This is a genomic window from Terriglobia bacterium, assembly GCA_032252755.1.
In the GTDB taxonomy this organism is placed as follows: domain Bacteria; phylum Acidobacteriota; class Terriglobia; order Terriglobales; family Acidobacteriaceae; genus JAVUPY01.
In genome coordinates this window covers 106,962-132,950 of sequence record JAVUPY010000051.1, presented here as the reverse complement: position 1 = coordinate 132,950, position 25,989 = coordinate 106,962, and the positions used below count along the sequence as shown (strand labels likewise).

At 57.8% G+C, this 25,989-nt stretch carries 21 protein-coding genes and 1 other RNA gene; 14 read left to right on the top strand and 8 right to left on the bottom strand.

The genetic code is table 11. The features are described from left to right. Nucleotides 1-170 precede the first annotated feature (170 nt). Together ROO76_11205 and hpnI (ROO76_11200) are read left to right on the top strand one after the other, a co-directional pair. A complete protein-coding gene (locus tag ROO76_11205) occupies nt 171-2,108 on the top strand; it encodes a glycosyltransferase family 39 protein (protein ID MDT8068718.1) in 1,938 nt (645 codons plus the stop codon). A gap of 5 nt (nt 2,109-2,113) precedes the next feature. Further along, nucleotides 2,114-3,352: a bacteriohopanetetrol glucosamine biosynthesis glycosyltransferase HpnI gene (gene hpnI / locus ROO76_11200; protein MDT8068717.1), complete on the top strand. Its 1,239-nt coding sequence runs from the start codon at nt 2,114-2,116 to the stop codon at nt 3,350-3,352. Here hpnI (ROO76_11200) and hpnI (ROO76_11195) read toward each other — a convergent pair. Genes hpnI (ROO76_11195) through ROO76_11185 form a run of 3 tightly spaced genes read right to left on the bottom strand, consistent with a single transcriptional unit; the run spans nt 3,341 to nt 7,058 of the window. Next, nucleotides 3,341-4,522, bottom strand: a complete 1,182-nt coding sequence (gene hpnI / locus ROO76_11195; protein ID MDT8068716.1) for a bacteriohopanetetrol glucosamine biosynthesis glycosyltransferase HpnI — start codon at nt 4,520-4,522, stop codon at nt 3,341-3,343. The genes hpnI (ROO76_11200) and hpnI (ROO76_11195) overlap by 12 nt on opposite strands. A gap of 41 nt (nt 4,523-4,563) precedes the next feature. Then, nucleotides 4,564-5,826, bottom strand: a complete 1,263-nt coding sequence (locus tag ROO76_11190) for an ABC transporter permease (GenBank protein MDT8068715.1) — start codon at nt 5,824-5,826, stop codon at nt 4,564-4,566. Next, on the bottom strand, nt 5,826-7,058 hold the full coding sequence (locus ROO76_11185) for an ABC transporter permease (GenBank protein MDT8068714.1): 1,233 nt from the start codon (nt 7,056-7,058) through the stop codon (nt 5,826-5,828). Before ROO76_11185 ends, ROO76_11190 begins: the two co-directional genes overlap by 1 nt. A 150-nt stretch (nt 7,059-7,208) precedes the next feature. On the opposite strand from ROO76_11185, the gene ROO76_11180 reads away from it, so the two are divergent. Together ROO76_11180 and rnpB are read left to right on the top strand one after the other, a co-directional pair. Beyond that, on the top strand, nt 7,209-8,960 hold the full coding sequence (locus ROO76_11180) for a hypothetical protein (protein ID MDT8068713.1): 1,752 nt from the start codon (nt 7,209-7,211) through the stop codon (nt 8,958-8,960). A gap of 13 nt (nt 8,961-8,973) precedes the next feature. After that, nucleotides 8,974-9,388, top strand: an RNA gene (gene rnpB, locus ROO76_11175) — RNase P RNA component class A. A 149-nt stretch (nt 9,389-9,537) separates the two neighbouring features. On the opposite strand, the gene ROO76_11170 is transcribed toward rnpB, so the two are convergent. Then, nucleotides 9,538-10,095, bottom strand: a complete 558-nt coding sequence (locus tag ROO76_11170) for a dCMP deaminase family protein (GenBank protein MDT8068712.1) — start codon at nt 10,093-10,095, stop codon at nt 9,538-9,540. Between the two features lie 131 nt (nt 10,096-10,226). Continuing rightward, nucleotides 10,227-11,282, bottom strand: coding sequence for a medium chain dehydrogenase/reductase family protein (locus ROO76_11165; GenBank protein MDT8068711.1), 1,056 nt, complete (start codon nt 11,280-11,282; stop codon nt 10,227-10,229). A gap of 308 nt (nt 11,283-11,590) precedes the next feature. Between ROO76_11165 and ROO76_11160 the strand changes: the two genes are divergently transcribed. The 3 genes from ROO76_11160 to ROO76_11150 all read left to right on the top strand — a co-directional run bounded on the left by ROO76_11160 (nt 11,591) and on the right by ROO76_11150 (nt 13,775). Next, the gene (locus ROO76_11160) at nt 11,591-11,983 is read left to right on the top strand and encodes a hypothetical protein (GenBank protein ID MDT8068710.1); all 393 of its coding nucleotides are present in this window, start codon (nt 11,591-11,593) and stop codon (nt 11,981-11,983) included. 92 nt (nt 11,984-12,075) lie between these two features. Continuing rightward, nucleotides 12,076-12,900, top strand: coding sequence for a hypothetical protein (locus ROO76_11155; GenBank protein MDT8068709.1), 825 nt, complete (start codon nt 12,076-12,078; stop codon nt 12,898-12,900). A 152-nt stretch (nt 12,901-13,052) separates the two neighbouring features. Beyond that, the gene (locus tag ROO76_11150) at nt 13,053-13,775 is read left to right on the top strand and encodes a carboxypeptidase regulatory-like domain-containing protein (GenBank protein ID MDT8068708.1); all 723 of its coding nucleotides are present in this window, start codon (nt 13,053-13,055) and stop codon (nt 13,773-13,775) included. 45 nt (nt 13,776-13,820) lie between these two features. On the opposite strand, the gene ROO76_11145 is transcribed toward ROO76_11150, so the two are convergent. Then, a complete protein-coding gene (locus ROO76_11145) occupies nt 13,821-14,570 on the bottom strand; it encodes a hypothetical protein (protein MDT8068707.1) in 750 nt (249 codons plus the stop codon). Between the two features lie 227 nt (nt 14,571-14,797). On the opposite strand from ROO76_11145, the gene ROO76_11140 reads away from it, so the two are divergent. The 5 genes from ROO76_11140 to ROO76_11120 all read left to right on the top strand — a co-directional run bounded on the left by ROO76_11140 (nt 14,798) and on the right by ROO76_11120 (nt 21,576). Next, a complete protein-coding gene (locus ROO76_11140; GenBank protein ID MDT8068706.1) occupies nt 14,798-15,154 on the top strand; it encodes a hypothetical protein in 357 nt (118 codons plus the stop codon). Nucleotides 15,155-15,370: 216 nt separating this feature from the next. Beyond that, a complete protein-coding gene (locus ROO76_11135) occupies nt 15,371-15,955 on the top strand; it encodes an HD domain-containing protein (GenBank protein ID MDT8068705.1) in 585 nt (194 codons plus the stop codon). Nucleotides 15,956-16,094: 139 nt separating this feature from the next. After that, nucleotides 16,095-17,981, top strand: a complete 1,887-nt coding sequence (locus ROO76_11130) for a DNA primase (protein ID MDT8068704.1) — start codon at nt 16,095-16,097, stop codon at nt 17,979-17,981. Between the two features lie 274 nt (nt 17,982-18,255). Then, the gene (gene rpoD / locus ROO76_11125) at nt 18,256-19,950 is read left to right on the top strand and encodes an RNA polymerase sigma factor RpoD (protein MDT8068703.1); all 1,695 of its coding nucleotides are present in this window, start codon (nt 18,256-18,258) and stop codon (nt 19,948-19,950) included. Between the two features lie 180 nt (nt 19,951-20,130). After that, nucleotides 20,131-21,576 carry a serine hydrolase gene (locus ROO76_11120; protein ID MDT8068702.1) on the top strand — a complete coding sequence of 482 codons (1,446 nt, stop codon included), beginning with the start codon at nt 20,131-20,133 and terminating at the stop codon, nt 21,574-21,576. Between the two features lie 145 nt (nt 21,577-21,721). Here the strand turns inward: ROO76_11120 and ROO76_11115 are convergent, their stop codons facing one another. Beyond that, nucleotides 21,722-22,141: a hypothetical protein gene (locus ROO76_11115; protein ID MDT8068701.1), complete on the bottom strand. Its 420-nt coding sequence runs from the start codon at nt 22,139-22,141 to the stop codon at nt 21,722-21,724. 266 nt (nt 22,142-22,407) lie between these two features. On the opposite strand from ROO76_11115, the gene dnaB reads away from it, so the two are divergent. Further along, nucleotides 22,408-23,778: a replicative DNA helicase gene (gene dnaB / locus ROO76_11110; GenBank protein MDT8068700.1), complete on the top strand. Its 1,371-nt coding sequence runs from the start codon at nt 22,408-22,410 to the stop codon at nt 23,776-23,778. Nucleotides 23,779-23,859: 81 nt separating this feature from the next. Here dnaB and ROO76_11105 read toward each other — a convergent pair whose 3' ends face one another. Continuing rightward, the gene (locus tag ROO76_11105) at nt 23,860-24,363 is read right to left on the bottom strand and encodes a YbaK/EbsC family protein (protein MDT8068699.1); all 504 of its coding nucleotides are present in this window, start codon (nt 24,361-24,363) and stop codon (nt 23,860-23,862) included. 365 nt (nt 24,364-24,728) lie between these two features. On the opposite strand from ROO76_11105, the gene alr reads away from it, so the two are divergent. Next, complete coding sequence (alr, locus tag ROO76_11100; GenBank protein MDT8068698.1) at nt 24,729-25,898, top strand: alanine racemase; 1,170 nt, start codon at nt 24,729-24,731, stop codon at nt 25,896-25,898. Nucleotides 25,899-25,989: the final 91 nt, after the last annotated feature.

Genomic DNA, 25,989 nt, shown 5'->3' with positions numbered 1-25,989 from the left:
GACTCCTCCGGCCCCCGTCGAGGAACCGGAAGACGCACCCTCTCACCGGAATCCGCCGGTCCAGGAACCCGGCCCTCGTCCGGAAAAGAGATATTGAGGCCATGTTTGACGCATTGCCTCTGCCGAGGCCGGCCTCACAGCCGCTATAATTGACGACGGTCCCTTGCCGAATGCACTCGTCGAGCGCGCAACCTGATCTCGTCCCGGCCCAGTCTCCCGCGGAATTAATCCAACGCCACACTCGCACCAGGTGGCACATCGCCCTGATCCTTGGTCTGTGGCTTGTCCTCTATGTTCCCGGATTATTTTCCCCTGCTCTGCTGGACGACGCGGATTCCGTGCACGCCGAAGCCGCCCGCGAAATGCTGCTACGGCACGACTGGAGCACCCTGTACATCAACAACGGCTTTCGGTACCTCGAAAAAGCACCGCTCATGTATTGGGGCATGATCGTCAGCTACAAGGCGTTCGGGGTATCAGAGTGGTCAGCGCGCCTCCCCGTCACTCTCGGCATGCTCGGCCTGCTGCTGTCGACATATTTTTTCGCGCGAAAGCGCTTCGGCGAATCCGCGGGCCTGTACAGCTCCGTGGTATTGGCGACGTCTTTTGGCCCATACATCTTCACGCGCATTCTGATACCCGATCTGCTGGTGGCGTGGTTCCTGCTCATTACGCTCGATTTCTTCCTCCGTGGACTGGAATCGGAGAAACCTTCCAAAGCGGACTGCTGGGGGCTTGCGGCGGCATCAGCGCTGAATGTGCTCACAAAGGGGCTGATCGGGATCGTCTTCCCCGGCGGGATCATCCTCGGGTACTTGATTCTGACGGGAAATCTGAAGCACCTCGCCCGCATGCGCCTTGTCTCGAGCTTCCTCGTCTTCATGGCGATCGCCGCGCCTTGGCACATCGTTGCCGGGTTGCGAAATCCGGCCGCGGGGCAAGCGCGCGGTTTCTTCTGGTTCTACTTCATCAATGAACACTTCCTGCGATATCTGAACGAACGTTTCCCGAAAGATTACGACACCGTTCCTCTGTTCGTTTTTTGGGGAATGCTTTTCCTCTGGCTGGTGCCGTGGAGTGCGTTTGCCTTCCATGCCCTGGCAGATCTGCCAATTCGCCCGCGCGCGTGGGTCGCTGGGGTTTCGTCCGTCAAATCATTCGGCTCCAAGATCGCCAGTATCTGGCGCAATCTTGCGAGCTATGGGCAGGGGCTACCGAGCCGCGAACGTGCGCTGCTGCTCTGCGGAATGTGGATTTTGTTCATCGTCGGATTCTTCAGCTTTTCGAGCCGGCAGGAGTACTACAACATTCCCGCGCTCCCGGCGCTGGCAGTGATTATTGGCGCATGGCTCGGAAAAGAGCAGAAAGCCGCGCCGGAAAGTCCGATCCGGCGTTCGGGACGCCGGATTCTCGCGGCTATTATTGCCGTTGTCGTGCCGTTCTTTACGCTGGCGATGTTCTTGCTTTGGAAGTCAGAATCGGTGCCCAAAGGAACCGAGTTGTCTGACGTTCTCACCAAGAATCCCGGTGAATACGCGCTCTCTTTCGGTCACATCTTTGACCTTACGCCGCGCGCCATGGGGTTCTTCCGCGCACCGCTGGCGATCTCGGCGACGGCAGTGTTGCTGGGCGCCATAGTCGCGTGGTGGTTGCGGCGGCGGAATTTCATAGCGCGCTCCAACCTGGCGATCACCCTAATGATGATCGTCTTCCTGCAGTGCGCGCACAGCGCCCTCGTGACCTTCGCTCCGATACTCTCGTCGAAATCGCTCTCGCAAGCGGTGGAACGGGTATACAAACCGGGCGACGTTGTCGTCATAAACGGCGCTTACGAGGACGGATCGACACTCAATTTCTACGGGCATTTCCAGCTACACGTCATTAACACGCGCGACAATGGCAACCTTTATTATGGGTCATTGTTCCCGGATTCACCGAAGGTCTTCGAGAATGACACCTCGTTCAAACGCCTCTGGGACGGCGATAGGCGAGTATTCCTCTGGACCGAGAAGGACGACATCCCGCGAGCCGTGCTACAAACCCAATATTTCCAGATAGCCAAAAGCGGTGGTAAATACATCCTAAGCAATCAGGCCAACAGCAAGTAGACATGATGGCAGCTTCCATACTGACGGTGACAACGAGGCTCGGGTTACTCATCGCAATCCTGGGCACAATCTCGTCGACGGTGTTCCTCGCATTGGCGAGTGTCGCGGCCGTACGCTTCCGCCGCAAAGCTTCCAAATGGCATGTTCGCGGCGAAGCACAGAACAGGGACGAACTACCCCCAGTCACCATCCTGAAGCCGCTCTGTGGCACGGAACCTAACCTCGAAGACAATCTTGAGAGCTTTTTCCGCCTGGATTATCCGGACTACGAGATTGTCTTCGGCTGTCGTGAATCCGACGACCCTGCGCTCGAGGCAGTTGCAAACCTTCGCGCAAAGTATCCCAAGGTGACCGCACGTGTCGTGCTATCCGGGTATCCGGTGTGGCCGAACGCGAAAGTTTTCTCGCTCGCGAAGATGATCGCGGCGAGCAGCAACGACTATTTCGTCATCAGCGACAGCGACATCCGCGTTCAACCGGAATTCCTGCAGAACGTCATTCCCCCGCTGCTCGATCCGTGCAATGGCCTGGTCACTTGCATGTACCGCGGTATTCCTGCCCCGGATTTCTGGTCGAAGCTGGAGGCCCTCGGCATGTCGGTGGAGTTACCCTCTGGCGTCATCACGGCCGATATGCTGGAGGGAATGCGTTTTGCCCTTGGCGCAATCATGGCGGTACGGCGCGACGCACTCGAGAAAATCGGGGGCATTGCCGAAACCAAGGACTACTACTCCGACGATTTCGTGCTCGGCAATCTTGTGTTCGAACGATCCGGAATGAATGTTGTTCTCTCGCACTACACACGCGTAGGGCACGTGCTCACGGCGCAGACATTCGGCCAGACGTTTCGAACCCAACTGCGCTGGATGCGCAGCACGCGCTATTCGCGTCCGCGAGGCCACCTCGGAACAGGACTCACGTTCTCGACTCCATTTGGGATACTCGGCCTGATTTGTGCGGCGACACTGAAGATGTGGCCGCTGGCGATCGCACTGTTCGCATGGGGATACCTCAACCGGGTAATCCAGGCCATCGTCATAGGGTGGGGCGTAGTTGGCGACCGGCGCGCGCTCGCGGGCGCATTGTTTTATCCGGTTCGCGATCTGCTTGGCTTCTTCGTGTGGTGCGCGAGTTATCTTGGCGGCAGCAATTTCTCGTGGCGCGGCGAAAGGTATCACTTCACTGAAGGCGGAAGAATTGTGCCGGCCGCGCGCGAGATGGATGAAGTCCTGCTAGGCAGATAGCTTTTGTCGCGCAATATCGTCCTTCCGATACAACACCCCATCCTTCAGACGGAACGCTTCTCCTCTCCATGTGACGGTGTTGCCAAGGAAACTGGCAATAAATACGACCACGCCGATGGCGTCGCGCAACGGTACCAGCCAGAGGTTCCGCCGGCAATGCGCGTCCAGCACCACCCATCGTGCGTACGAATAGGTCGAAAGAAAGCGCACGACGGCAACAAGCGCCAAAAGCGCCAGGCTCCACGGAGCGAATCCTGCGAATATTGAGGCGATGATCGCCCACGAAAGACCATACGTGAAAATGATCCCCGCATACGCGGATTTGCGAAGATCGCGCATCGTACGTCCCCACCTCAGTTGATGCTCGTACATTTGGCGAAACGAATAAGCGGGCAGGAAGGTTTCAACGACAACCCCGGCTAGCGCCACCCGGTAGCCCGCGTGAAATGTACGGAAGCCGAGTTCGTAATCGTCGGCGAGGAAGTTGGACAACGGTTCGAGGCCGCCGATTTCGGCGAGGACTTTCTTGCTGATCGCCAATGTGGAGCCGAGTGCAAATTTGATGCCGCGATCTACCACCAGGGCCGAGAGGATTCCCCCGGCGAAGTCGGCGATGATCATCGACTCCACTCGCGACCAGATGCTCTTCTGCGGCACTCCACGATAGAGAGCCGTCACCATTCCAACCTGGGGATCGGCGAAATGGGAAAAGACATCGCTCAGATAATTGGGAGGAACACGGATGTCGCTGTCATTGATGATCACATACTCGTAGCGCGCTTCGCGCACCATCTGCGCAAGGTTGGTCACCTTTCGATTGGTTCCACCGGAGTCGCGACATATCACAAGCCGGATAGCCCGATGCGGAAACTCCCGCTTCAACCGGTCGACTTCGGCGACAGCAGGATCGGACAGATCATTGACGCCGAAGATGATCTCGTACTCGGCCGGATAGTCCTGAAGGCAATGGCTGCGGAATCCCTCGTACATCTCTGGATCGGCACCTTTCAGCGGTTTGAGAATCGATACCGCCGGGGTGAAGTTCGGATCGACGGTGAAGACCTTGCGCCGCCAGTGATAAATGGCCCAAAGCGTCAGCACCAGGTAACCGAAACCGCATCCAGCCAGGATTGCGAACAGCACAGCCAGCGAGTGCAGGGCGAGTGTCATCGGGAAGGGCTCAGCTTAGCAGAGAACACGAACGCGCGAAATCACTCGTATCGAAGTGCCTCGATGGGATCAAGGTGCGATGCCTTCCACGCCGGATAGATTCCGAACACCAGTCCGATCAAACCGGCCGCGGAGAATGCGAAAATCGCCCAGAAGAACGACATCGTGGCCGGAAGAGATGGGAAAACTAGCGGGACGAGCATCGTGATGACTCCACCGACACCGATGCCGAGGACTCCCCCAATACCTGTCAGCGTCATCGCCTCGAGGGTGAACTGCAGGAGGATGTCGCGCTTGCGGGCACCAATAGCCTTGCGCACGCCGATCTCTCGTGTCCGCTCCGTCACCGAGACAAGCATGATGGCCATCACCCCAACGCCGCCCACGATCAGTCCAACGCTGGAGACGGCGAACATGAAGATGAACAACCCGTTCGTCAACTGATCCCAGAACTGCAACAGGCTGTCCTGGCTGAAGACGGCGAAATTGTCCGGCTGATTGGGCGCCAGTTTTCGCCGAACCCGCAGCAACTCGCGAACCTCCTCTTCCGCGCGCGGCATGTCATCCTTGGAGGTCGCCTTGAGGCTGATCCAGTTCTGATCGAGTTCGGGGTGCAACTTGCGGAACGTGAAGTATGGGAAGACCACCTGGTTGTCTTCGGGGTTCGACCCGCCGCTGAATGCGGTCTTCCGCTTCTCGGCCACGCCAATGATTGTGAACAGCTGGCCTTCGATGTTGAGTTCTTTCCCGAGCGGGTCGGAGTTCCCAAACAGTTCCTGCGCGGTGTCATGGCCGATTACTACGACGGGCGAGCGGTTGAGATCTTCGGCCTCGGTGAAATAGCGGCCAGAGTCCATGGACAGATCAAAAACTTGCGTCCAGGAAGCGGTGTCCCCTTCCAATATCGTATTCTTTGCCGTCCGTCCGTTGTACTTCACAGCGTAGGTCCCGGTTTTAAACTGCGGCTGAACGTACCGCAACCCCACGCACGCTGCCTGCACGTGCGGCAGATCCTTCATCGCGATCATGTCATCGTAAGTCAGGCGCTTCCGCTGCAGCACCTCGGGCGATGGCCGGCTGAAGGTAAACGGCTCGAGGTGGAAAGCGAAGATGATATTCGATCCCATCTGCTCCACTGTTGCCTGGACGCTCTTGTTCAAGCCGCGCACCACCGAACTGATCGCGATAACGGTCGTGACACCAATAACGATGCCAAGAACAGTGAGTCCCGAGCGCATCTTGTTCTTGCGGATGGAATCCATCGCCATCCGGATGATCTCACCGACATCGTTACGCTTCGCCATTACAGTTCGAACCTCAGCGCGGTGATCGGATCGAGACTCGCCGCCCGGCGCGCCGGATAAACGCCAAAGAAGATGCCGATGCTTGCGGCGACCAGCAGTCCCACGAGGACAGCCCACAGAGCCACCGCCGATGGCATGCCGACGAACGCGGTAATCGCCTTTGCCACGCCAATACCCAGCGCAACGCCCATCATCCCGCCGAGCAGCGCCAATATCACCGACTCCATCAGGAACTGCCGCAGCACATCCGAGCGTCGTGCACCCATGGCCTTGCGAATCCCGATTTCGCGCGTGCGCTCGGTTACCGAGACCAGCATGATGTTCATGATGACGATACCGCCCACCACCAGCGCAATCGACGTGATCGCGATCATGACCGCAAAGAACGTGCTGCTGATGCTCGCCCAGATCGCCAGGAAGTTCTGGTTGGTTTCGATGGCGAAGCTGTCCGCCGCATCGGGAGCATCGTGACGGCGCGCCCGCATAATGACACGGGCGTCATCGATGGCCTGCTCCATCGGCGTGCCAACATCGTAAGCCTTGCCCCAGATTCGCAACGACTTGTCATGCGAACCATAGGCTTTGAAATAGGAAGTGATTGGCAGGATGACCCAGTTATCGCGGCTGCGGCCCAGGGTTTTGCCCTCCTTCTCCCCTACTCCAACCACCGTGTAGACACGTCCGTCTACGCGAATCTCCTTTCCGATCGGATCGGTGTCCGGCATAAGGTTGTCGAGGATATCGTGGCCGATGATGACGACCGGAGCCGCGGTGTTGACGTCAGTGTCGTTGATGGTCCGCCCGGCGACAAGATCCAGGTCGAAAATCCGGCTCATGCTCGGTGTCCAACCGCGAACGTCGGTGTCTTCGCTGCTCTGCTCCTCGTACTTCACTTTCCCGTTGCCGGAGATCGCGAACGCCCCCACGTCTTTGCAGTGCCGGCAGCTTTCGCGAACCGCCGAGTAGTCTTCCAGCGTCAGATCCTTCCGTTTCTGCGCCTCGAGGAATTCCTCGACGTTCGTAATGACATTGGGGGCTTTGGAGATGATGAAAACGTCGGCACCGAGATTGAACACCTTTTCGGCGACGTAGCCATTGATGCCGTTCACGAAGGTGACGACAGCGATCACGGCGGCCACTCCGATGACGACTCCGGCGAGAGTGACCACCGTTCGCAATTTGTTAGCCCACAACGATTGCAGGGCCAGCCGGACGGCTTCGGCGAGATTCATGCAAACCTGCGCGGCGACGAGGTTCTCACAGTTTAGCAGACGGATGAGCTCGCCCCGTAGACGCAAAAACCTATATTCATTGCACTTCCGTCAGTCCAGGTTTCGCCGTAACTTGCTGTATAGTCAAGCCATCCAACGGAGTCCGGGAACTTGAACACAGGCACATATACAGAACCACTGCGGTCCGAGACGGTGAGGGATTCCCCTAAACTCGGGTGGCTCGCCCGCAAGTTGCGCGAGCCCGGGGTTCTCCTGCGCCTTTCCGCCATTTTTCTGGCAGCGCTCTACGTGCGAACTGTCACTTACGGCTTCGTCTACGACGACCTCGGAATTGTTTTCATCCAGTGGAAGGGCTGGGCCGCTCTCAAATCCCTCTTTCTACATGATCTTTTCGCCTCGGCTTCCGGCACCGGGTCCGACTACTATCGTCCGTTATCGTCGGCTCTAGGCATCATCTTCGTACATTGGACCGGTGGCACTCCCGGATGGTTTCACCTCGCCGCCGTTGCCATTCATGTCACCGCGTTTTATCTGGCATACCTCTTCGGACGCCACCTGTTTCGTTCCGAATGGATGGCCCTGCTGACCGCATTTTTCTACTCCATTCACCCGGCGAAAGTAGAACCGGTCGCATGGGTCGGCAGCAGTTGGTGCGACGGTATCGGTGCTCTTTTCTTCTTCGCATCTCTCATCTGCTACTTCAAATGGCGCGAAACCTCGCGGAACGGCTGGATTGCCGGTTCGCTTCTATTCTATGCGGCCTGCCTGCTCACAAAAGAGACGCTCGCCGTTCTGCCGGGCCTCATCGCGGTACATTTCTGGCTTTCGGAAACCAGCCGCCAAAAAATTCGCAAAAGCTTTCTCCTTCTGCTTCCTTACGCCATTGCAATCGCCGGATACTTCGTTCTGCGACACATCGCGCTTACGCCTCATGTCGTCAGCGCCGGAGTGGGAAAGCCTTACCTGAAACCTTCCTTCACGGCCACGAACATCTGGAGCGCACCGCTCGCCTGCTGGTGGTACGTAAAGCACCTGGTGTGGCCCACCGGTCTCGCCGTGATGTACGACTCCATCATCGTCACCACGCCCAAGCTCTGGAACTTCGTCGCTCCGGGAATCGCATTGCTGCTCTCTGGGGGGATTGGCATCTGGATATGGCTGCGGCACCGCTCGGTAGAAGCGACCGTTATGGTTGCATTCTTCGTGCTCACGATGGCGCCCTACATTGTGCTAGCACCCATGGCGCAGCAGCACGACCGATACCTGTATCTCGCAAGCTATCCCTTCGCTGCGCTGATCGCGTGGCTGCTTCTGGCCCCAAGCCGTGTTCCCGCGCAGGCTCGCTACGCAATCGGCCTGTTGCTGATTGCTTCTTGGGCAGCGAGTACCTGGCACGAAACCGGCTTCTGGGTGGATAATCTCTCGCTCTGGCAGCGCGCCAGCGTCATCGCACCCAACTCAGTACGTCCCAAGGTAGTTCTCGCGGACGAGTATGCCCTCGCCGGCAATCTTCCGGCTGCCGAAGAGATAATCACGGAAGGTCTCAACGCGCACCCGGCCTCTGCTTATCTCCTGTATTCGCAAGCCGCCCTGGCCGAGAGGCGAGACGATCTGACCAAGGCCAAGTCCGGCTATGAGCGAGCTTTCACCGCGGATTCTTTCGGCAATCTCAAGCCGATCTGTGCCTCGAAGGTCGGCAACCTTGCCATGAAAGAAAAGGACTACGCCGAAGCCGAACGCTGGTATCGCATCGCCACGACATTGGCACCCCAGACCGTCGGCTATCACGGAGCTCTCGCCAAGGCCTTGCATGCCCAGGGCCGAGAAACCGAAGCGGCGGAACAGTATCGGCTGGAAGTGCAGGTCTCGACCGCCATCCGCCGGGCAGCCAATTCGCTATAATATTCATTGTTAGCCGCTGGATCGGGTGATCGCTGCCGTCCCGTTTACGCTGGTTCTGCCAGGCCGCACGGAAGCGGGAGAGGAAAGTCCGAACTCCGCAGAGCAGTGTGCCGGATAACGTCCGGGCGGTTGCCGTCAAGGGCAACTGACGGAAAGTGCCACAGAGAATATACCGCCTCGTTTCGACGAGGTAAGGGTGAAAAGGTGCGGTAAGAGCGCACCGCCCGGGCAGTAATGTCCGGGGCATGGCAAACCCCACACGGAGCAAGACCAAATAGGGAGGAAGCGCCTTCGGGTGCACGCGCCGGCTCGGCACGTCAAACCTTCGGGTAGGTCGCTGGAGCCAGCCAGTAATGGCTGGCCAAGAGGAATGATCGCCCCACGGCGCAAGCCGCGGACAGAATTCGGCTTATAGATCCGGCTGCTATACGTGACCGCTCCTGTCTAAACCGCAGGAGCGGTTTCCTTTTGCATCCCGTGAGAATCGATGAAGGTCCCCACGTCTGCGCGTTGTTCGCAAATGTGAGTCTGTTTCTCTTTCATCGCCGGCGCTCGATTGCGGAGCCACAGCCCACCTTTACGGTGTCTGCATCCCGTGAGAATCCGCCGATCCCACTGCAGCCGACGCGCCCTTCGCCCACGCTTCCCGATCGTCAGGCATGTTCAGTTGGTGAACTCCGTGCTCAATCGCGTTCTGCAGCGACTGGTACTGCCGCTGCTGGTTTTCATCCCGAGGCGAACTCCACGGATGTAGGTAGTACACCTCGGAAATCCCCGCCTGCAGCATCTCCTTCAGGCACCCAAAGCACGGCTCCGTCGTCGTATACATCACCGCGCCCTGTATGCTGATGCCGAACCTCGCCGCCGCCAAAATTGCGTTCTGTTCCGCGTGAACGCAGATGCAGAGATCGTACGCGGTACCCGAAGCGTACTTCTTGTCGCGATTCGCGCACCGGTGGCAGCCCCCGTCGGAACAATTCTGCATTCCGCTCGGCGTCCCGTTGTAGCCGGTCGAAACAATCCGCCGATCCACCACGATCACCGCTCCAACCTTCTGCCCCGTGCAGTCCGCGCGCTGACGAACCGCCAACGCAATTCCCATGAAGTAATGATGCCGATCCGGACGCGATGCCATCGCACCCTCCTGAGTATGCGCGCGAGAGTAACACTCCCGCCGCCGGCCATGCGACGATTTTCGCTGCACCTGAGCTTTTCGTGGGATTACCGCCCGAATTTACAGGGACAGGACACGATCCCCTGTTCCCGTTAACAACCTACTGCATTCTCAGTAACGAGAACGATCTTCCCTGTCACGCCGCCTTTCCCGAGCAGCTCATGCGCAGCCCTGGCCTCGGCAAGAGGAAATCGTTGCGCAACGATTGGCTTGATCTTCTGCTGTTGAAGAAGATCCAGGAGTGCGATCAGATTCTCTCGGAATAAGGCGGGACGCAAACGTTTCAGCGTCTGAATGCTGTAGGGAATCACCCGTTTTCTCCCGGGCAATATCCAACCGCCTGCGATGTATACCGCATAAATAGGGATACCGTGGAGCCGATTCCGGCGGCCTGGACGACTTGACGACAATCCCTGACCGCGCAGGGAGGTCGTATTTCCGTAACCAATGACGCGTCCACCTCGACGAAGTGCCTTGCGGGATTGCCAGAGGTGATCACCACCTATTGGGTCAAAGACAACGTCCACGCCATCATCCGTCAGCCGTTGAATTTCTTTCAGGAAGTCGGCTTCTTTGTAATCAATGGGAGTACAGCCGAGATCGGAAACTGCTGATGTGCTTCGCAACGAACAAGTGCCGTACATCTCCAGTCCGGCGAGACGCCCCAGTTGCAGAAGTGCCGTGCCGACGCCGCCTGCTGCGCCGTGAATCAGAACCCGCTGTCCCGGTTTCACCTTGGCGGAATGATGCAGCATCTGGTATGCAGTGATGTAGTTCAGGATCAAGCTGACGGTCTCGCCTGCATCCAGCCCCGTCGGCACCGGTATCAATTCACGTCTCGGCAGGCAAATGAACTCGGCATAGGCACCGTGGATCGGCATCGAAGCGACCCTCTGGCCCCGTTCGAATCCTGAGACACCATCGCCGAGTTGATCTACCACGCCGACTAGATCCCACCCCGGTGTGTAAGGAATCTTCGGTGTTTCAGGATGAATTCCCTCGCGTGCCATCAGGTCAGGCAAGGAGACGCCGGCAGCGAGCACTTTCACGCGCACTTCGCCCGGCTTTGCCTGCGGACACTCTTCTTCAAGCACCTGGAGCGCTTCGGGCCCGCCGTAATGGGTGACGACGATTCGCCTGTATTTCACAGGCCCTCCGTCCCGGGCATTCGGCGAGGGATTATATCCAAGAGTTGACGCACGTACTTGTGACTACCGTCACACCCTTGTTGTTGGTGCGATGTTTCAGGAAGGGTAGTTGATGCAATATCCCCAAACCAATCCAAGGCCCCGAAATAGCGTTCAAATTGATCCTCTCTTCGCTCACAATCGCACAAGACCACCGATCTTAAGACCACCGATCTTTCCGGGTGTAGACTTCCCCCATCCACACTATCGGCTCTTTGCGTGGCTCCTGCTCAGTCAAGGACCAGAAGCCGTTGCCGAAAGGAGCTGTCATGTTCGGAACATTGCTCATCGTCACATTTCTGGTAGCCGCAGCAACCGCGGTTGTCACTGCCGTTGTCTTTTCGGTGCCCGTGAAGAAGATTATGGCAAGGCTCGTCTCCGACGAACTCGCTCCGATTTGGAGACGCTACATCATGTTCGCCGTTTTGGTAGTCGGCATTGCGGGTGGCGTGCGCGTCTGGGATCTCGAGAAGTACATCACGCCGGATAAAGACGGCAAGTTGCTCGCTCTCACATCGCAACGGTGGGGCTTGGAGATTTACAAGACGGTCATCGGATCGCTGCAGAGCGTCACCTGGATGCTCTTGATCTTCTTCCTGTTCACGCTTATCGCTTACGTTGTCGTGCGCGGGTTTGAGCTGCGAAAAGCGGCTCATTCGTAATCCGACGACCTGGTTGCCTACATCTGCACGTCTTTCGCAGATGTGGGTCTGTCTATGACGCGGAGTTTTCCGTCCGAAAGGAGCATGAGCCGATGTCCTTCAAGGCCGTATCCTGGACAGTCATTTCCGCACTCGGTCTTGCCCTCATACTGCTATTTAATTATTGGGCTTCTTATCAGCCGCTCAGCACGCTCGCTTACGCCGGAATCGCCGTAGCTCTTTGTGGCCTTGCGAACCTCGCGCTTCCCTTCCGTTTTCTCGGAATCCGCAAGCGATACGCCGGAGCGCTGATTTTCGCCGGCGGTGTGGCCTTGGCTTTTGTGGCCCTTCTCTGGCCGGCCCCGACCATCCGCGTCGCGCAACACAACAAGCTGCTCGACGACGTTATGCCCGAGTACCAGTTCTACGAGCGGCACTCGCTGCGCATTCACGCCAAGCCTGAGCAGGTGATGCAGGCTGTCCGCGAGTCGCGTTTCCGCGACATGAAATCAGTGGCCACGCTCATGAAAATTCGCGCCGCCGCCCTGCGCATTCATTCCACCGCCGACTCCTTGCAGGACAGGCAGATTCTCGAAGCATTTTCAGCATCCGGTTATGCCTTGGGCGGCAACGGTCACGAGATCGTCATGTGCGGCGGTGTGAACGTGCCCGCGAAGCGCCCGTTGCAACCGCGAACGCTGCAGGAGTGCGCCGACTACCGCGAGTCGGGTGCGCTCAAAGTCGCTTTCGATTTCAGGGCGGAAGATGCGGGAGGCGGATGGTCCACCGTCAGTACTGAGACGCGCGTCGTGGCACTCGACGATTCGACCCGTCGCGGCATGGGCCGTTACTGGCGACTGATCGTGCCCGGCAGCGGCCTGCTCCGGCGCCAGTGGCTGGATAGCATAAAGCAACGGACCGAAAGCACCCAATCGTAGTCTCTCCTGGCTCTGACTGACGACAACTCAGGATGTGCGGCTGCATACTTGTGGCCGTAATTAGTAGAAACGATTGGGCCGTTATCTTCGCCAACACGTATCAGAGCAACACAGAAGGGACTATTCGCACGATGTTAAGAACCACTGCTTTAATGGCAGTGTTCCTGCTTGCTTCGATTCATCCTTTTGCATCCGCCCAGGCTGCTCCAGTGGCGGGCAGGGTCACAATAAAAGTTCTTGATCCGACAGGTGCACCGATCCCGCACGCGCGCATGCGAATCGTTCCTTATCCGCTTGCGTTGTCCCTTAAGTTGGAAACCAGCTCAGAAGGTGTCGTTGATGTGCCTTTATCCCCGGGACCCTACGAAATCTTCGTGCAGGCGAACGGATTTAAACCTGCGTCACAGAAGTTCGAGGTGGCTGCGAACACGAGCCAGATGGTTACTTTCGCACTTCGGCTTGGCGAGGGCTCGCTTGTGTTCCTAACCAGCACCCGCTCGCCGGATGAACAGGAAGTCTGGCAGTTGGAGAATGCGTTGTGGAAGTATGTCGCCGATCTCGATGTCAGGAACTACGAAGCCTCGTGGGCAAAAGACGCGGTAGCTTTGCGACAGGAGGGCTATTACTTATTCGGGCAAAAGGACGTGGCTACGTGGCTACGGAGATATGAAGCAGGCAAACTGGAACTTGACGAATATTCGCTTGGCCCGATTGAGGTTCGGGCTAACGGAAATGCTGCCGTTGCGTACTACAGCGTGAAGACGCTGTGGCTGGACAATCTCGGGCGTGGGACGCCAAAGTGGGTCCGCGTCGCCCATACTTGGACGAAGATCGACGGCCACTGGCGACTTCTCGGAGAGGATATTTCTGAGTAATTGCGGGTACCAAGCTTCGATCTGTCTTGACGAGAATTGCCGATCCTACCGCACGTACGCCGCGATATTGATCTCCGGATTTCGCGGCGGCCTCTTCGCGACGCTTTCTGCGCCCACACGATAATTCAAATCCCGCTCCGAGAGAATGTTCGTCCCGAGGAATCTCACATCCGCAACCGCACGAATCGCTGTCTGCAACCACATGCCCTGGACGTTCGAGAAGTAAAGCGTCACGTTCACTTTCTTGATCCAGAACGACGGGCTCTTCGAGGGTTCCCCCTGGATTTGGATGATGTGATAGTCCCTCGCGTCTATCCAAGCCTTCCCGTCGAGCAGTTCCTTCGATTTCCGGCGCGGCTCCAGCCCCAGGATGAAGCATCGCCGCCCGTTCAGAGTTTCCTCACCCAGCAATGAGAACTCATAATTCTTCCGGGTGATAGCGGTCTTGTGCCAATCCGTCGCCATCTCCGATTCGTGCTCAAGCACCGTTCTAACCACGTGCTGCCCGCGTCCGCCACCTGAAGCATTCACGATCTCGAACTGCTTCGTGTTCGGCGGGTAATAGCTTACGTCCGCTACTACGGAAGAATCGGCCTGTGGCTTGTCATGGCCCTCGTAAAACAGGTACTGGCGTGTGACCTGGTATGGACGTACATTCCCGTGATTCGCCTCTTGCGTCTGCTCAAGACGCTGCACAATCGTCCCGAGATCGGGTACTCGCGTCTGCGCTTCCAGAATTATCGCCGTTGTCAGGAGAACGGCACCAACTATCGCGAGTTTGCAGCTTTGAATCACTTGCTGACCCCACCTTGCCTGATGCAAATGGCTTGCCACAATGGAAGCGTGTCAATGTGATGATTCGGCGGGCACAACGAGGTGCCCGCGGGTTGCGAGAAGTTGCTGAAGCTCCATGATTTGGGAAGAAAGTTCAGCGCTGGGAAGCTACGTTCCCAGTTGCGGCAGTGCCCTACCATCGCGGGGTTCGGTCTGCCAGAATAGCCGGTCCGGAGCTACGCGAGCCCATGCACAATTTCTTCCTGGCCAAAGAACTCTACATCTTGATTTTCGCTGCCGCATCGTGGATTGCGATCTGGTTGAAGAAGAGGCGGTCCGAGAGTTGGCCGATCACATCCGGCAGAGTCGAAACGGCATACACATCCGGCGAGTACGGCCATGTGGCCGAACTTGGCTATTCCTATTCTTCGAACGGGGAGTACTACTCGGGCCTGTATCAGCGAAAATTCAGCACGGAATCGGCAGCAGAAAAGTTCCTGGATTCCGTTCGCAACCAGTCTGTGATGATCCGGTATCAGCCCGACCGGCCGGACAATTCCATTCTCCGTGAGCGGGACAATGCCGCTCTCTTCCACGCTTGTTAGGACCTGGAATGCGATGGCACTCCCACGGTGAACTCCGCCGCTCGGAACCAATTTCCCTGGGGTCACCTGTCAACCCGGATTTTCGGATTTAAGCCATTAATATTCATAGATTTACCGCCGAAATTTCCGTAGATCTATGAAAACAATAGATCACGAATCAGGGGGGTGGGTCGAAGTATCTTTTCCCGCTATCTCCTTGTGGCACAATCAGGAACAATGAATCGGCTCGAAGATCAACTCGCCTTCATCCTCGAACTCGACAAGCTCAAAACCGTCTTCCGCCAGACGCTCCTAATCGACATGTCCCGCCGCGAGAACTCCGCCGAGCACTCCTGGCACTTGGCCACAATGGCGGTCCTGCTCGAGGAATACGCTGCGGAACCAGTGAACCTGCTGAAGACAATCAAGATGCTGCTCGTCCACGACATCGTCGAGATCGATGCTGGCGACACCTTCGCCTACGACACTGCCGGGTACGCCGACAAGGACGACCGCGAGCAAAAGGCCGCAGAGAGGATCTTCGGTCTCCTCCCGGAAGAACAAGGCCGCGAGTTCCGCAACCTCTGGGAAGAATTTGAGGCACGCCAAACGCCGGAATCGAAGTACGCGAATGCCCTTGACCGCCTTCAGCCTCTGCTTCACAACGCCCAGACCCAGGGCGGAACCTGGCGCATCCACAAGGTGACCAAGGACAAGGTGATTAAGCGCATGGAGCCAGTCAGAATCGGAATGCCGAACATCTATTCGACGGTGGAGAAAGTGATTGCAGACGCTTGCGCGGCAGGATGGATAAAATCTTAGTCTTTCCAAGCAACCTTCTCTCGATTTCCACATCCCCTCCAGGCGAAAACCCTGAAATCTACAGGATTTCCACAGTCGCCGATTCGAGCTGCGGGAATTGTTGCCGATTCCCAAGCCGCTGATGGCACACTAGAGCTTCATGGCCAATCCCGGCGATTTTGCGTACACCGTCAAGCAGCAGGCTGACATCGTCCGAATTGTGGGCGAGTACATCAAGCTGCGCAAAGCCGGGCCGCAAAACTACCAGGGGTTATGTCCGTTTCACAAAGAAAAGACAGGATCCCTTTCGGTACATGCGTCGCGACAGTTCTATCACTGTTTCGGCTGCAAGGCTGGTGGTGACGTCTTCAGCTTCGTCCAGAAGATCGAGAACATTACGTTTCCCGAAGCCGTTCGCCTGGTCGCGCAGAAGCTCGGCATCGCGGTGCCGAAGATGCAATTCTCGTCGCCGCAGGAAGCCGCGGAAGCGAAGCAGCGAACCGTACTGCTCGACCTGAACGAGACCGCTTGCCAGTGGTTCCAGGAACAGTTGCGGAGGCCGGAAGCTGCTGCGGCGCGTGAGTACCTGAAGTCGCGCGGATTGGACCAGAAAGGCATTGACCTGTTTCGAATCGGCTACGCGCCGGAATCAGGCTTCCTGCTGCGAGACCGACTGAAGGGCGAAGCCGATGAGGAGGCGCTGCGCGAGTCGGGGCTGTTCTCGTGGAAGGAAAATGCGGGTCACTCGGCTGCGCGGCCTGAAGGCCGCTCCGCTCGGGATGACGGTAACGGCAGCAATCCGAAGGCTGCGATCTACTCAAAGTTTCGCAATCGAATAATGTTCCCGATCTGCAATGAGTCGGGCAAGGTGATTGCGTTCACGGGACGGACGCTGGCGACGGATGAGAAGGCGGGGCCGAAGTACCTGAACTCGCCGGAGACGGCGGTCTATTCGAAATCGCGCGTGCTCTACAACCTGCATCTCGCGAAGGAGTGGATCCGGAAGTTCGATCACGTGATCCTCGTCGAAGGACAGATGGACTGCATCTCGGTCTACAACGCCGGGTTCCAGAATGTGATTGCGAGTTCCGGAACGGCGTTCACTGAGTTCCAGGTAAAGCTGCTCAAGCGCTTCACGAGCAAGATCGTGGTGAACTTTGACCCCGATACGGCCGGCGCCGCCGCCGCGGAGCGGTCGCTAGGAATGCTCGTGGGCGAAGATTTCGAGATCAAAGTTCTGACCCTGGAGCAGGGATTCGATCCCGATCTCTACGTCCGCAAGAAGGGCCGGGAAGCATACGCGCAGGCCGTGCGAAAAGCGCCGCGATATTTCGATTATCTCGTCGAGCGCGCGCGAACACAGTTCCCGGTTCGAACGCCTGAAGGCAAAGCCAAGGCTGTGAACTATCTTCTGCCTCATATCCAGCGAGTGCAGAGCCGGATTGTTCGCGACGAACTGGCGACGGAGATCGCGAACAAGTTGCGAATCGATAACGCGGTTCTCAGGCAAGAGTTGAAGTACGTCGCGGGAACGCGTTCGGCAACGAAAGTGATCGCGCCGAAAGAGTCGCCTATCAGCGATTCCGAACGCGTGCTGATTCGGGCGCTCGCGACGGCGCGAGATCTAGGACGCGATCCCGTCAGCAGCCGCGAGGGACAGGAACTCGACTTCGAACCGGCGAGGCAGACGCACTACGCGCTGAGGGACGAAGCGCTCCATATTGGTTTACGAACCGAGGGACTGATGGCAGCGCTACTGAAGAGCTTCGATGACAGCTCTGATCCCATGTCGCTCGACTTGCCTGATGAAGAGCGCTCCTATCTCGCGGAAGCGCTGATGAAGGAAGACGAAGAGATCACGCCCGAGCTGCTGGAGAGTGCGATTGAAGCACTGCGGCGGCGAAAACTGGAGGCGCGCCAGCGCGAGTTGAAGGAGCAGATCGCGGAAGCGGAAAGGAAGAACGACGCTCAGCGCCTGCGGGAGCTAATTACTGAGAAGCTGGAACTCGACCGGCATCTTCGGAGCGCGGCAGGGACGCTCGTTTAACTGCCCCGACGCGCAACCTTAGTGCCGGGCTAAGCAATTGTTTTGCTTGGGGTTACGGCGCAAATTCTCAGAAACCATTCTGCCTGGGTGGCCATCTAACAAGTCAAGAGCAACACCGCTGGCGGGCAGATGGTATGGGTCTGGGTAGCAGGCAGACCTCTGAAATGATAAAATACGTAAGTTTCTGCATGTGTCGGCACTTTCCAGTGCCGATCCCGCCGCAGTGTGCAACGCGGAACGCCGCGCGACGGCGCCGCAATTAGGATTATAGGCTTTGGCTCTCGACGATAAATTTGACGATATAAAAAAGCTGATCGATGCGGGCAAGGAGAAGGGTTACCTCACGTACAACGAGGTAAACGATCTCATTCCGAACGACCTGCAAACGCCTGATGACCTCGACGATCTTCTCACGACGATCGGAACGCAAGGCATCGACGTGCTGGATTCGCCCAAACTGCCCTCGTCCGCACTCGACAAGAAATTCGACGCGGAACTCGAAGAAGGCGAAGATGTCGAACTCGACCTTACCCCGGGTGCACTGGAAAAGACCAACGACCCCGTTCGCATGTACCTGCGCGAAATGGGCACGGTTCCACTGCTCACCCGTGAAGGCGAAGTCGAAATCGCGAAGCGCATCGAACGCGGCCAGTTGCGCGTTCTGAAGGCGCTGTCGCGGTCGCCCATCGTTATCCGTGAAATCCTTGCCATTGGGGATGACCTGAAGCGCGGGGTTCGCAGCATCAAGGAGATCGTGATCTTCGATGAAGAAGAGATCACGGACGAGATTCTGCAGAACCGCCTGAAGGACACCGCCGGCAAGATCGACGAACTCAACAAGCATTACAAGAAATCGATCCAGTTGCGCGAAAAGCTGGACGGGATTCCACAAAAGAAGCGGCCAAAAGACCATCGTCGGTGCCGCTGGGCGCTTGGGCGCGAACAGGTGGAGATCTCCCGAGCTATCCGCAAGCTTGGATTTACCAATACCGAACGCAAGCGGCTGATCGATCGTGTCAACAAGACGGTCGACAGCATGAAGGCCCTGGATCGCCAGGCGAATGGCCTGGAGTCGCGCGCCGACGCCACCCGTTCCGACGAACAGAAGAAGGAATACCGCAAGCAGGCCCGTCAACTCCGCTCCGACATGGAGCGCATTGAGCACGAAGCCGGAGCGATGTTCCCGGAACTGAAGCGCACGCAGCGCGAAATCATCCAGGGCGACATGGATGCCGAGCACGCGAAGAAGGAGCTGATTGAAGCGAACCTTCGACTCGTGGTCTCGATTGCGAAAAAGTACACGAACCGCGGTCTGCAATTCCTGGATTTGATCCAGGAAGGCAACATTGGCCTGATGAAGGCCGTGGACAAGTTCGAGTACCGGCGCGGCTACAAGTTTTCGACTTACGCGACGTGGTGGATTCGGCAGGCCATTACACGAGCGATCGCGGACCAGGCCCGCACGATTCGTATCCCGGTGCACATGATCGAGACGATCAACAAGCTCATCCGTACCTCGCGCCAGCTGGTGCAGGAACTGGGCCGCGAGCCCACGAGCGAAGAGATCGCCAAGCGCATGGATATTCCGGTTGCGAAGGTTCGCAAGGTGCTGAAGATCGCGCAGGAACCGATCTCGCTGGAAACACCGATTGGGGAAGAAGAAGATTCCCACCTCGGCGACTTCATCGAAGATCGCGCGGTGGTTTCGCCGGCGGAAGCGGTGATCAACGTGAACCTGAAGGAGCAGACGGCGCAGGTACTGCGCACGCTGACTCCGCGCGAAGAGAAGGTCATCAAGATGCGTTTCGGGTTGGAGGACGGAAGCGAGCATACGCTCGAAGAAGTCGGCCAGTCGTTCGCGGTAACACGGGAAAGAATCCGGCAAATCGAGGCGAAGGCTCTACGCAAGCTGCGACATCCGTCGCGCTCGCGGAAGCTGCGGGCCTTTCTCGATGGAGTACGAGACTAACTAGATTTTTACCCGCGGATGAACGCGGATTGAATTGCACGGGCGCGATGAAGATCGCGCCCGTTTTGTTTTGCGTCTTTGAAATCCTGAGTGGTGACTCCCGCTAAATCTGCATCAGACGCGGTTTTCGCTTGAACGATGCCACCGACCCTTGCGTACTCTCCTCCATAGGAGAAGCGCATGAAACTGTTCCGGTCTGTCGCCATTATATTTTTGCTGGCTGCTACCTCGCTCGCCTCCGACGACACCGTTGCCAAACTCGACAAATTGCTGAACGCATATCACGAAGCCGGCTTGCTGAATGGAGTGGTGCTCGTCGCGGATCACGGAGAAGTGATCTACCAAAAGGGATTTGGTTACGCGAATTTTGAATGGCAGGTTCCGAACACGACCGATACAAAATTTCGGATCGGTTCCGTGACAAAACCATTCACGGCGATTCTCGTGCTCCAGCAGGTCGAGGCAGGAAAAATCAAACTGGACGCGCCGGTATCGGAATACCTGCCAGAGTATCGGGCTGACACGGGCGCGAAGGTAACGATACGTCATCTTCTGACCCACACCTCGGGAATACCTACTTACAAAGCTCCGCAAATCCTTGAGCAGACTTCTCCGATTGCCAAACCGGAGCTTGTGAAGAAATGGTGCAGCGGAGACCTGGAATTCGAACCGGGCACGAGTTGGGGCTACAACAACTGCGGCTACCTTTTGCTCGGGCTGATCCTGGAACGCTCGACCGGAAAACCGTACACCCAACTCCTGCGTGAGCGCATTTTGATTCCGGCGGGGATGAATGACAGCGGAGTCGACACCTCGCAATTGTTTCTTTCGAAGCGTGCCTATGGGTACGAGTGGTCGCCGCTGGCCGGTTTGCGTCCCGGGCCGTATAGCGAGATCTCGACCGCACTGGGCACGGGCGATATTTACTCGACGGCCGAAGACATGTTCCGCTTCGATCGTGCTCTTTACGGAGACAAATTGCTGTCGGCAAAGACGCGCGAACTGATGTTCACGCCCGCAACTCAGCGCGGCGGCCTGGGGTGGTTTGTCCGAACTGCGCCCAAAGAGCACCCCGCCGCAGGGCGAACGCTCCAGTTCCATGAAGGTCATATTTTTGGTTTCTTCACGATGTACACGCGCGTGCCGGAGACGGAAACGATGGTGCTGACCATCGACAACACAGATATGGACACCTTCGATGAAATTCAGCGGGAGATCTTCAACGTTCTTTATCGCGGCACCTGCACGCTCCCCAAGAAGCCGATTGCGCGAGAGTTCGCGCGTGCGATGCGGGAGCAAGGAATGGACGCCGCGGTTGCGCAATACCGCACGCTGAAGAAGACGAACTCCTCCGAATACGACCTCGATAACTGGCGGGCGCTGAACCGTCTGGGATATGCGCTGCTTCATGCCGGAGAAACCAGTAAGGCTGTGGCTGTGTTCGCACTGAATGTCGAGTATTTTCCGAATCAATGGGAAGCGTGGGACAGTGCCGGTGAAGGATTGGCCGCGGATGGGCAACGAGAACCCGCGATCACTCACTACAAGAAATCGCTCGAGTTGAATCCCGCAAATAAAGATGGACAGGCAATGCTGAAGAAATTGCTCGAGCAGAAGGCGAATTAAGACCGCGGATTCGCGCACAGAACTTCCGCGTGAGTTCGGTGGCCAAATTTTCACCAACTTTTCCAACGCAATCCACAACAAATCGCGTATTCCACAACCTTCCCACAGGCGGACAGCCGAATCGGTCTTGAGGGATTGAGGATCATCATGCAATCTGCTTCCACACGCGAAGACGAGATGCCTTGGCGTGGTGCTTTCCCCGGTACTGCATGAGTTCTTTCCGGGATGCGATTATCGCGGCACCGGCATCCTGCTGATTCTGCGATGACGGATGCGAGAGCGGCCGCAACCCGCTTTCGCGAAGAGAATCTTCACCGACGAGCGTGCCTCCACCGGGCGCGTCCTGACGATCCGAAGCATCCTGCCTGGGCAACGGGCATGAGTTCATGTGAAGACGGGAATAGGAGTAGATGCGCGGGAAACGGATTGGGCGCTTCGTAAGAATCGTCACTCCGAGCGCCCAAGGTGCTCCCCAGCAGCGTCGCTCCGGGTCTTCCGCAACGGCGGCGGGAGCAAGAGAGCACTGCGAAAGCGAGCGCATTTCGTCCGACCATGGGCCCGGCATGTGCGGCTGGCGCTGCCGGGCCCGAATTCTGGAAGAGCACAGTGTCAGGGCCGAACATGCGGACCAGGGCGAAGTACAAACTCCCCCGCTTCGCCCTGTTTTCGCTACTTAATCTTGGTTTTCGGTGTAGTATCGGATCACGATCTCACTACAGAGACGCAGAGGCACAGAGGGTTCGATTCAGACTGCAAACTCCGATTGGTTTTGTTCTTTGGACCATCTGCTCTGTGGCTCTGCGCCTCTGTGGTGAATAGGTTTTCAGTTGGATGGCCACTCTCGATCACAGTTTAGACCGCGGTTTACCAGCCAGTCCCGACGCCGAGCGGTCGATACTCGGCGGCATTCTCCTCGACAACTTCCTCCAGAATGAAGCGGCGGCCGCGCTCAAGGCAGAGCATTTCTATCTCGACTCGCATCGGCGCATTTACCAGCGGATGCTGGACCTGAACGAGTTCGGTAAGCCGATCGATATCATTTCGTTGGCCGACGAGTTGGGGCGGTACAAGGAGTTGGAGTCTGTCGGCGGAGTCGCGTATCTCACGTCGCTGACGGATGGCGTGCCCAGGCGGCAATCGATCGAGCATTACATCCGGCTGGTCAAGGATAAGGCCCTGCTCCGAGGACTGATTCATGCCGCGAACAGCATGATCACGAAGGCGCTCGACCAGGAGGATGAAACCGCTGAGGTTCTCGACTCAGCCGAAGCTTCGTTGTTCGCGCTGACCGAGGCGCGCATCGGCCAGGACCTGATGGCGCTGAAGGACATCGTGAGGGAGTCCTTTCCTGGCGGACTCGACACTCTCTATGAAGCTGGGCGGCGCATCACCGGCGTCGAGACGCACTTTGCCGATCTCGATGAGCTGACCAGTGGTCTTCAGCCTTCGGATCTCGTGATAGTTGCGGCGCGTCCCTCGATGGGCAAGACGGCACTGGCGATCAACATGGCAGAGAACGTCGCAATACTGGGAGGTCAACCAGTTGCGATCTTCTCGCTGGAAATGTCGCGCGAGGCCTTACTGCGACGCATGCTGTGCTCGCAATCGCGGGTGGACTCGCACAAGTTCCGGACCGGTTTTCTCGGGAAAGAAGATCTTACAAAGATTCGCAATGGCCTCGACGCCCTGCTGCAGGCGCCAATGTACATCGACGATACTCCGGGCATTTCGCTAACAGAGCTGCGCGCGAAAGCCAGGCGGCTGAAACACACGACCGGCTTGGGGATGATCGTCGTGGATTACCTGCAGCTGATGTCGGCGACTGCGCCGGGCGGCAAGCGATATGAGAACCGGACACAGGAAGTGTCGGCAATTTCGCGCGGCCTGAAGGCCATCGCCAAGGAGTTGAAAGTTCCCATGGTCGCCCTGTCTCAGCTCAGCCGTGCGCCTGAGACTCGCGGGACCAAGGACAACGAGCCAAAACTGAGCGATCTGCGCGAGTCGGGCTCGATCGAGCAGGACGCGGATGTCGTCATGTTCATCTACCGTCCGGAGTACTACAACCGCGACGATCCGACGGTTGAGAATAAGGCAAAGCTGATCATCGCCAAGCAGCGCAACGGCCCAACCGACACAATACAACTCGCTTACATCAAGCAGTGGACACGCTTCGAGAACCTCGACCGCAGCGAGTGGATCTAGGGAGAAGGCAAAAGGTAGAGGGCAGAGGGCAAAACGAAAAGCCTTCTCCGTTCCGCCCTTTGCCTTCTGCCTTATGCCCTCCTAGGCGGTGGCTCTTTCCGCCGCGCGCAGTTCCGCCGAGGTCTTCTTCACGATGCGGAGCACTTTCGGCTTTACCAATCGCTCGAAATCCTTGTAGCTCATGCGGATCAGTTCGCGGTGCGAGCCGGCATTGAAGGCGATCTCTTCGTCGCGGGTCAGCAACTCGTCGACATAGACCGGCAGGTCATAGAGTTCGCCGAACGGCGGCATGGCGCCGACCTCGCAATCCGGGAAGGCGTCGGCGAATTCGGGCTCGGTGACGAGCAGGGCTGAGTTGACGCCAAGTTCTCTCTTGAGAACCGCCAAATCTATGTGGCGCGAACCCGGCACCACCACCATCGCCAGCTTGCCGTCCAGTTTCACCATGACAGTTTTGGCGATTTCGCGGCCGGGGATGTGGGTGATGGCGCCGATGGCTGCCGCGGTGTAGGCGCGCGAATGGGAGATGCAGACGTAACGGATGTCGTTCTTGTCCAGCAGGTCTTTAAGGCGTTGCACTGGCATAAATCGCTCCTGTTCTCCCGGTCATCGGCGACGGGCAGAGAAGCCGGCCCGGGGCATGGGTCTCGCGTTTAGGACGGATGGAACGTAGGTGCGGACGGAGCAGGTCATAGGCGCCTCTTCAGCTCCGAGGGGCCAAGTTGTCATGATGTTAGGCCGGGGGCGGGATGGTGTCAAAGTCACACATCACAGGGCGCGGTGTGAATTCACGGCGGGAAAAACCCACATCTGCCAAAAGGAGGCAGATGAGGGGGCCAAAGCAATGTGAGGCACCAAACCAGGGGTGCGCTCACTTCCGTGTTGCTCAGCGGTATGCCCGATGGACGGTCCGGGGCGGTTCACCCCTATAATCGAAACAGGTACCGACGTTGGCCTCTTCGACCGATCTTGCCATTCACGTGAGCGCACGCCCGACCTGGGCGGAAGTGAACCTCACTGCCCTGCAGCAGAACTATCGTGCTGTTCAGGCGCTGGTTTCTTCCGAAGCCACGATTTGCTGCGTCGTGAAATGCGACGGCTACGGCCATGGCGCGGTCGAATGCTCACGCGCGCTACAGGAGATTGGCGCAAACTGGTTCGGGGTGACATCGACCGAAGAAGCTGTGAAACTGCGGCGCGGCGGGATTACGGCCCGGATTCTCGTGATGACCGGCTTCTGGCGCGGAGAAGAAGACGAGATACTGGACAGCGATCTCACTCCGGCGATCTGGTCGGTGGAGCACCTTCAGGCTCTGCAACGCGCGGCCGAGCGCCGGCCGAAGCGTCCGGTGCACGTGCATGTGAAGGTCGATACGGGCATGAGCCGGCTCGGACTGCCAATGGCGCAGTTGCCGTCATTCATTGAAGAACTGAAGAAGGCCGAGGACATCGTCGTCGAAGGGGTATTCAGCCACCTCGCCTCGTCGGAGGCGCTCGATGCAGAAGATGCACAGTGGCAGATCCTCTGCTTCGATGACGTGCTGAAGACCTTTGCCGATCAGGGAATCACGCCGACGTACCGGCACCTTGCCAACAGCGCGGCGGTGGTGGGGCGGCACGACACCTGGCACAACATGATTCGCCCGGGATTGCTGCTCTACGGCGGATGCTTGCCGCTGGAAGGAACGAGCGCAGGCGACACAAAAGTTCCGCCAATCACGCCCGTTCTGAGTTGGAAGACTCGCGTCATTGCCTTGAAAGATCTGGAAAGCGGACAGGCGATCGGCTATGGCGGAACGTACAAGACGACCCGGCCGACACGCGTCGCTGTGATTCCGGTCGGCTATGGCGACGGCTTCAGCCGCCATCTCTCCAACAAGGGGCGCGTCATCATTCGCGATCAGTATGCCCCGATTGTAGGCAACGTCTCGATGGACCTGGTGACGGTCGATGCGACCGATATCGACGGTACAAGCCTCGGAGACGAGGTCATTCTGCTGGGCTGCACGGAAACCTGCCGAATCGACGTCGAAGAACACGCGTTACATACGCAGACAATTCCCTACGAGATTCTCTGCGGGTTGTCGCCGCGAGTGCCGAGAAAGTACGTGGACGAGTAAGCGGTTCTTCGTTCTGTTGAAGGCAAATCCATCTTCATTGCTGACACAAGCGCCCGGTCCATTCAGGGCGGGATTGTTACCGTTCGCTGCT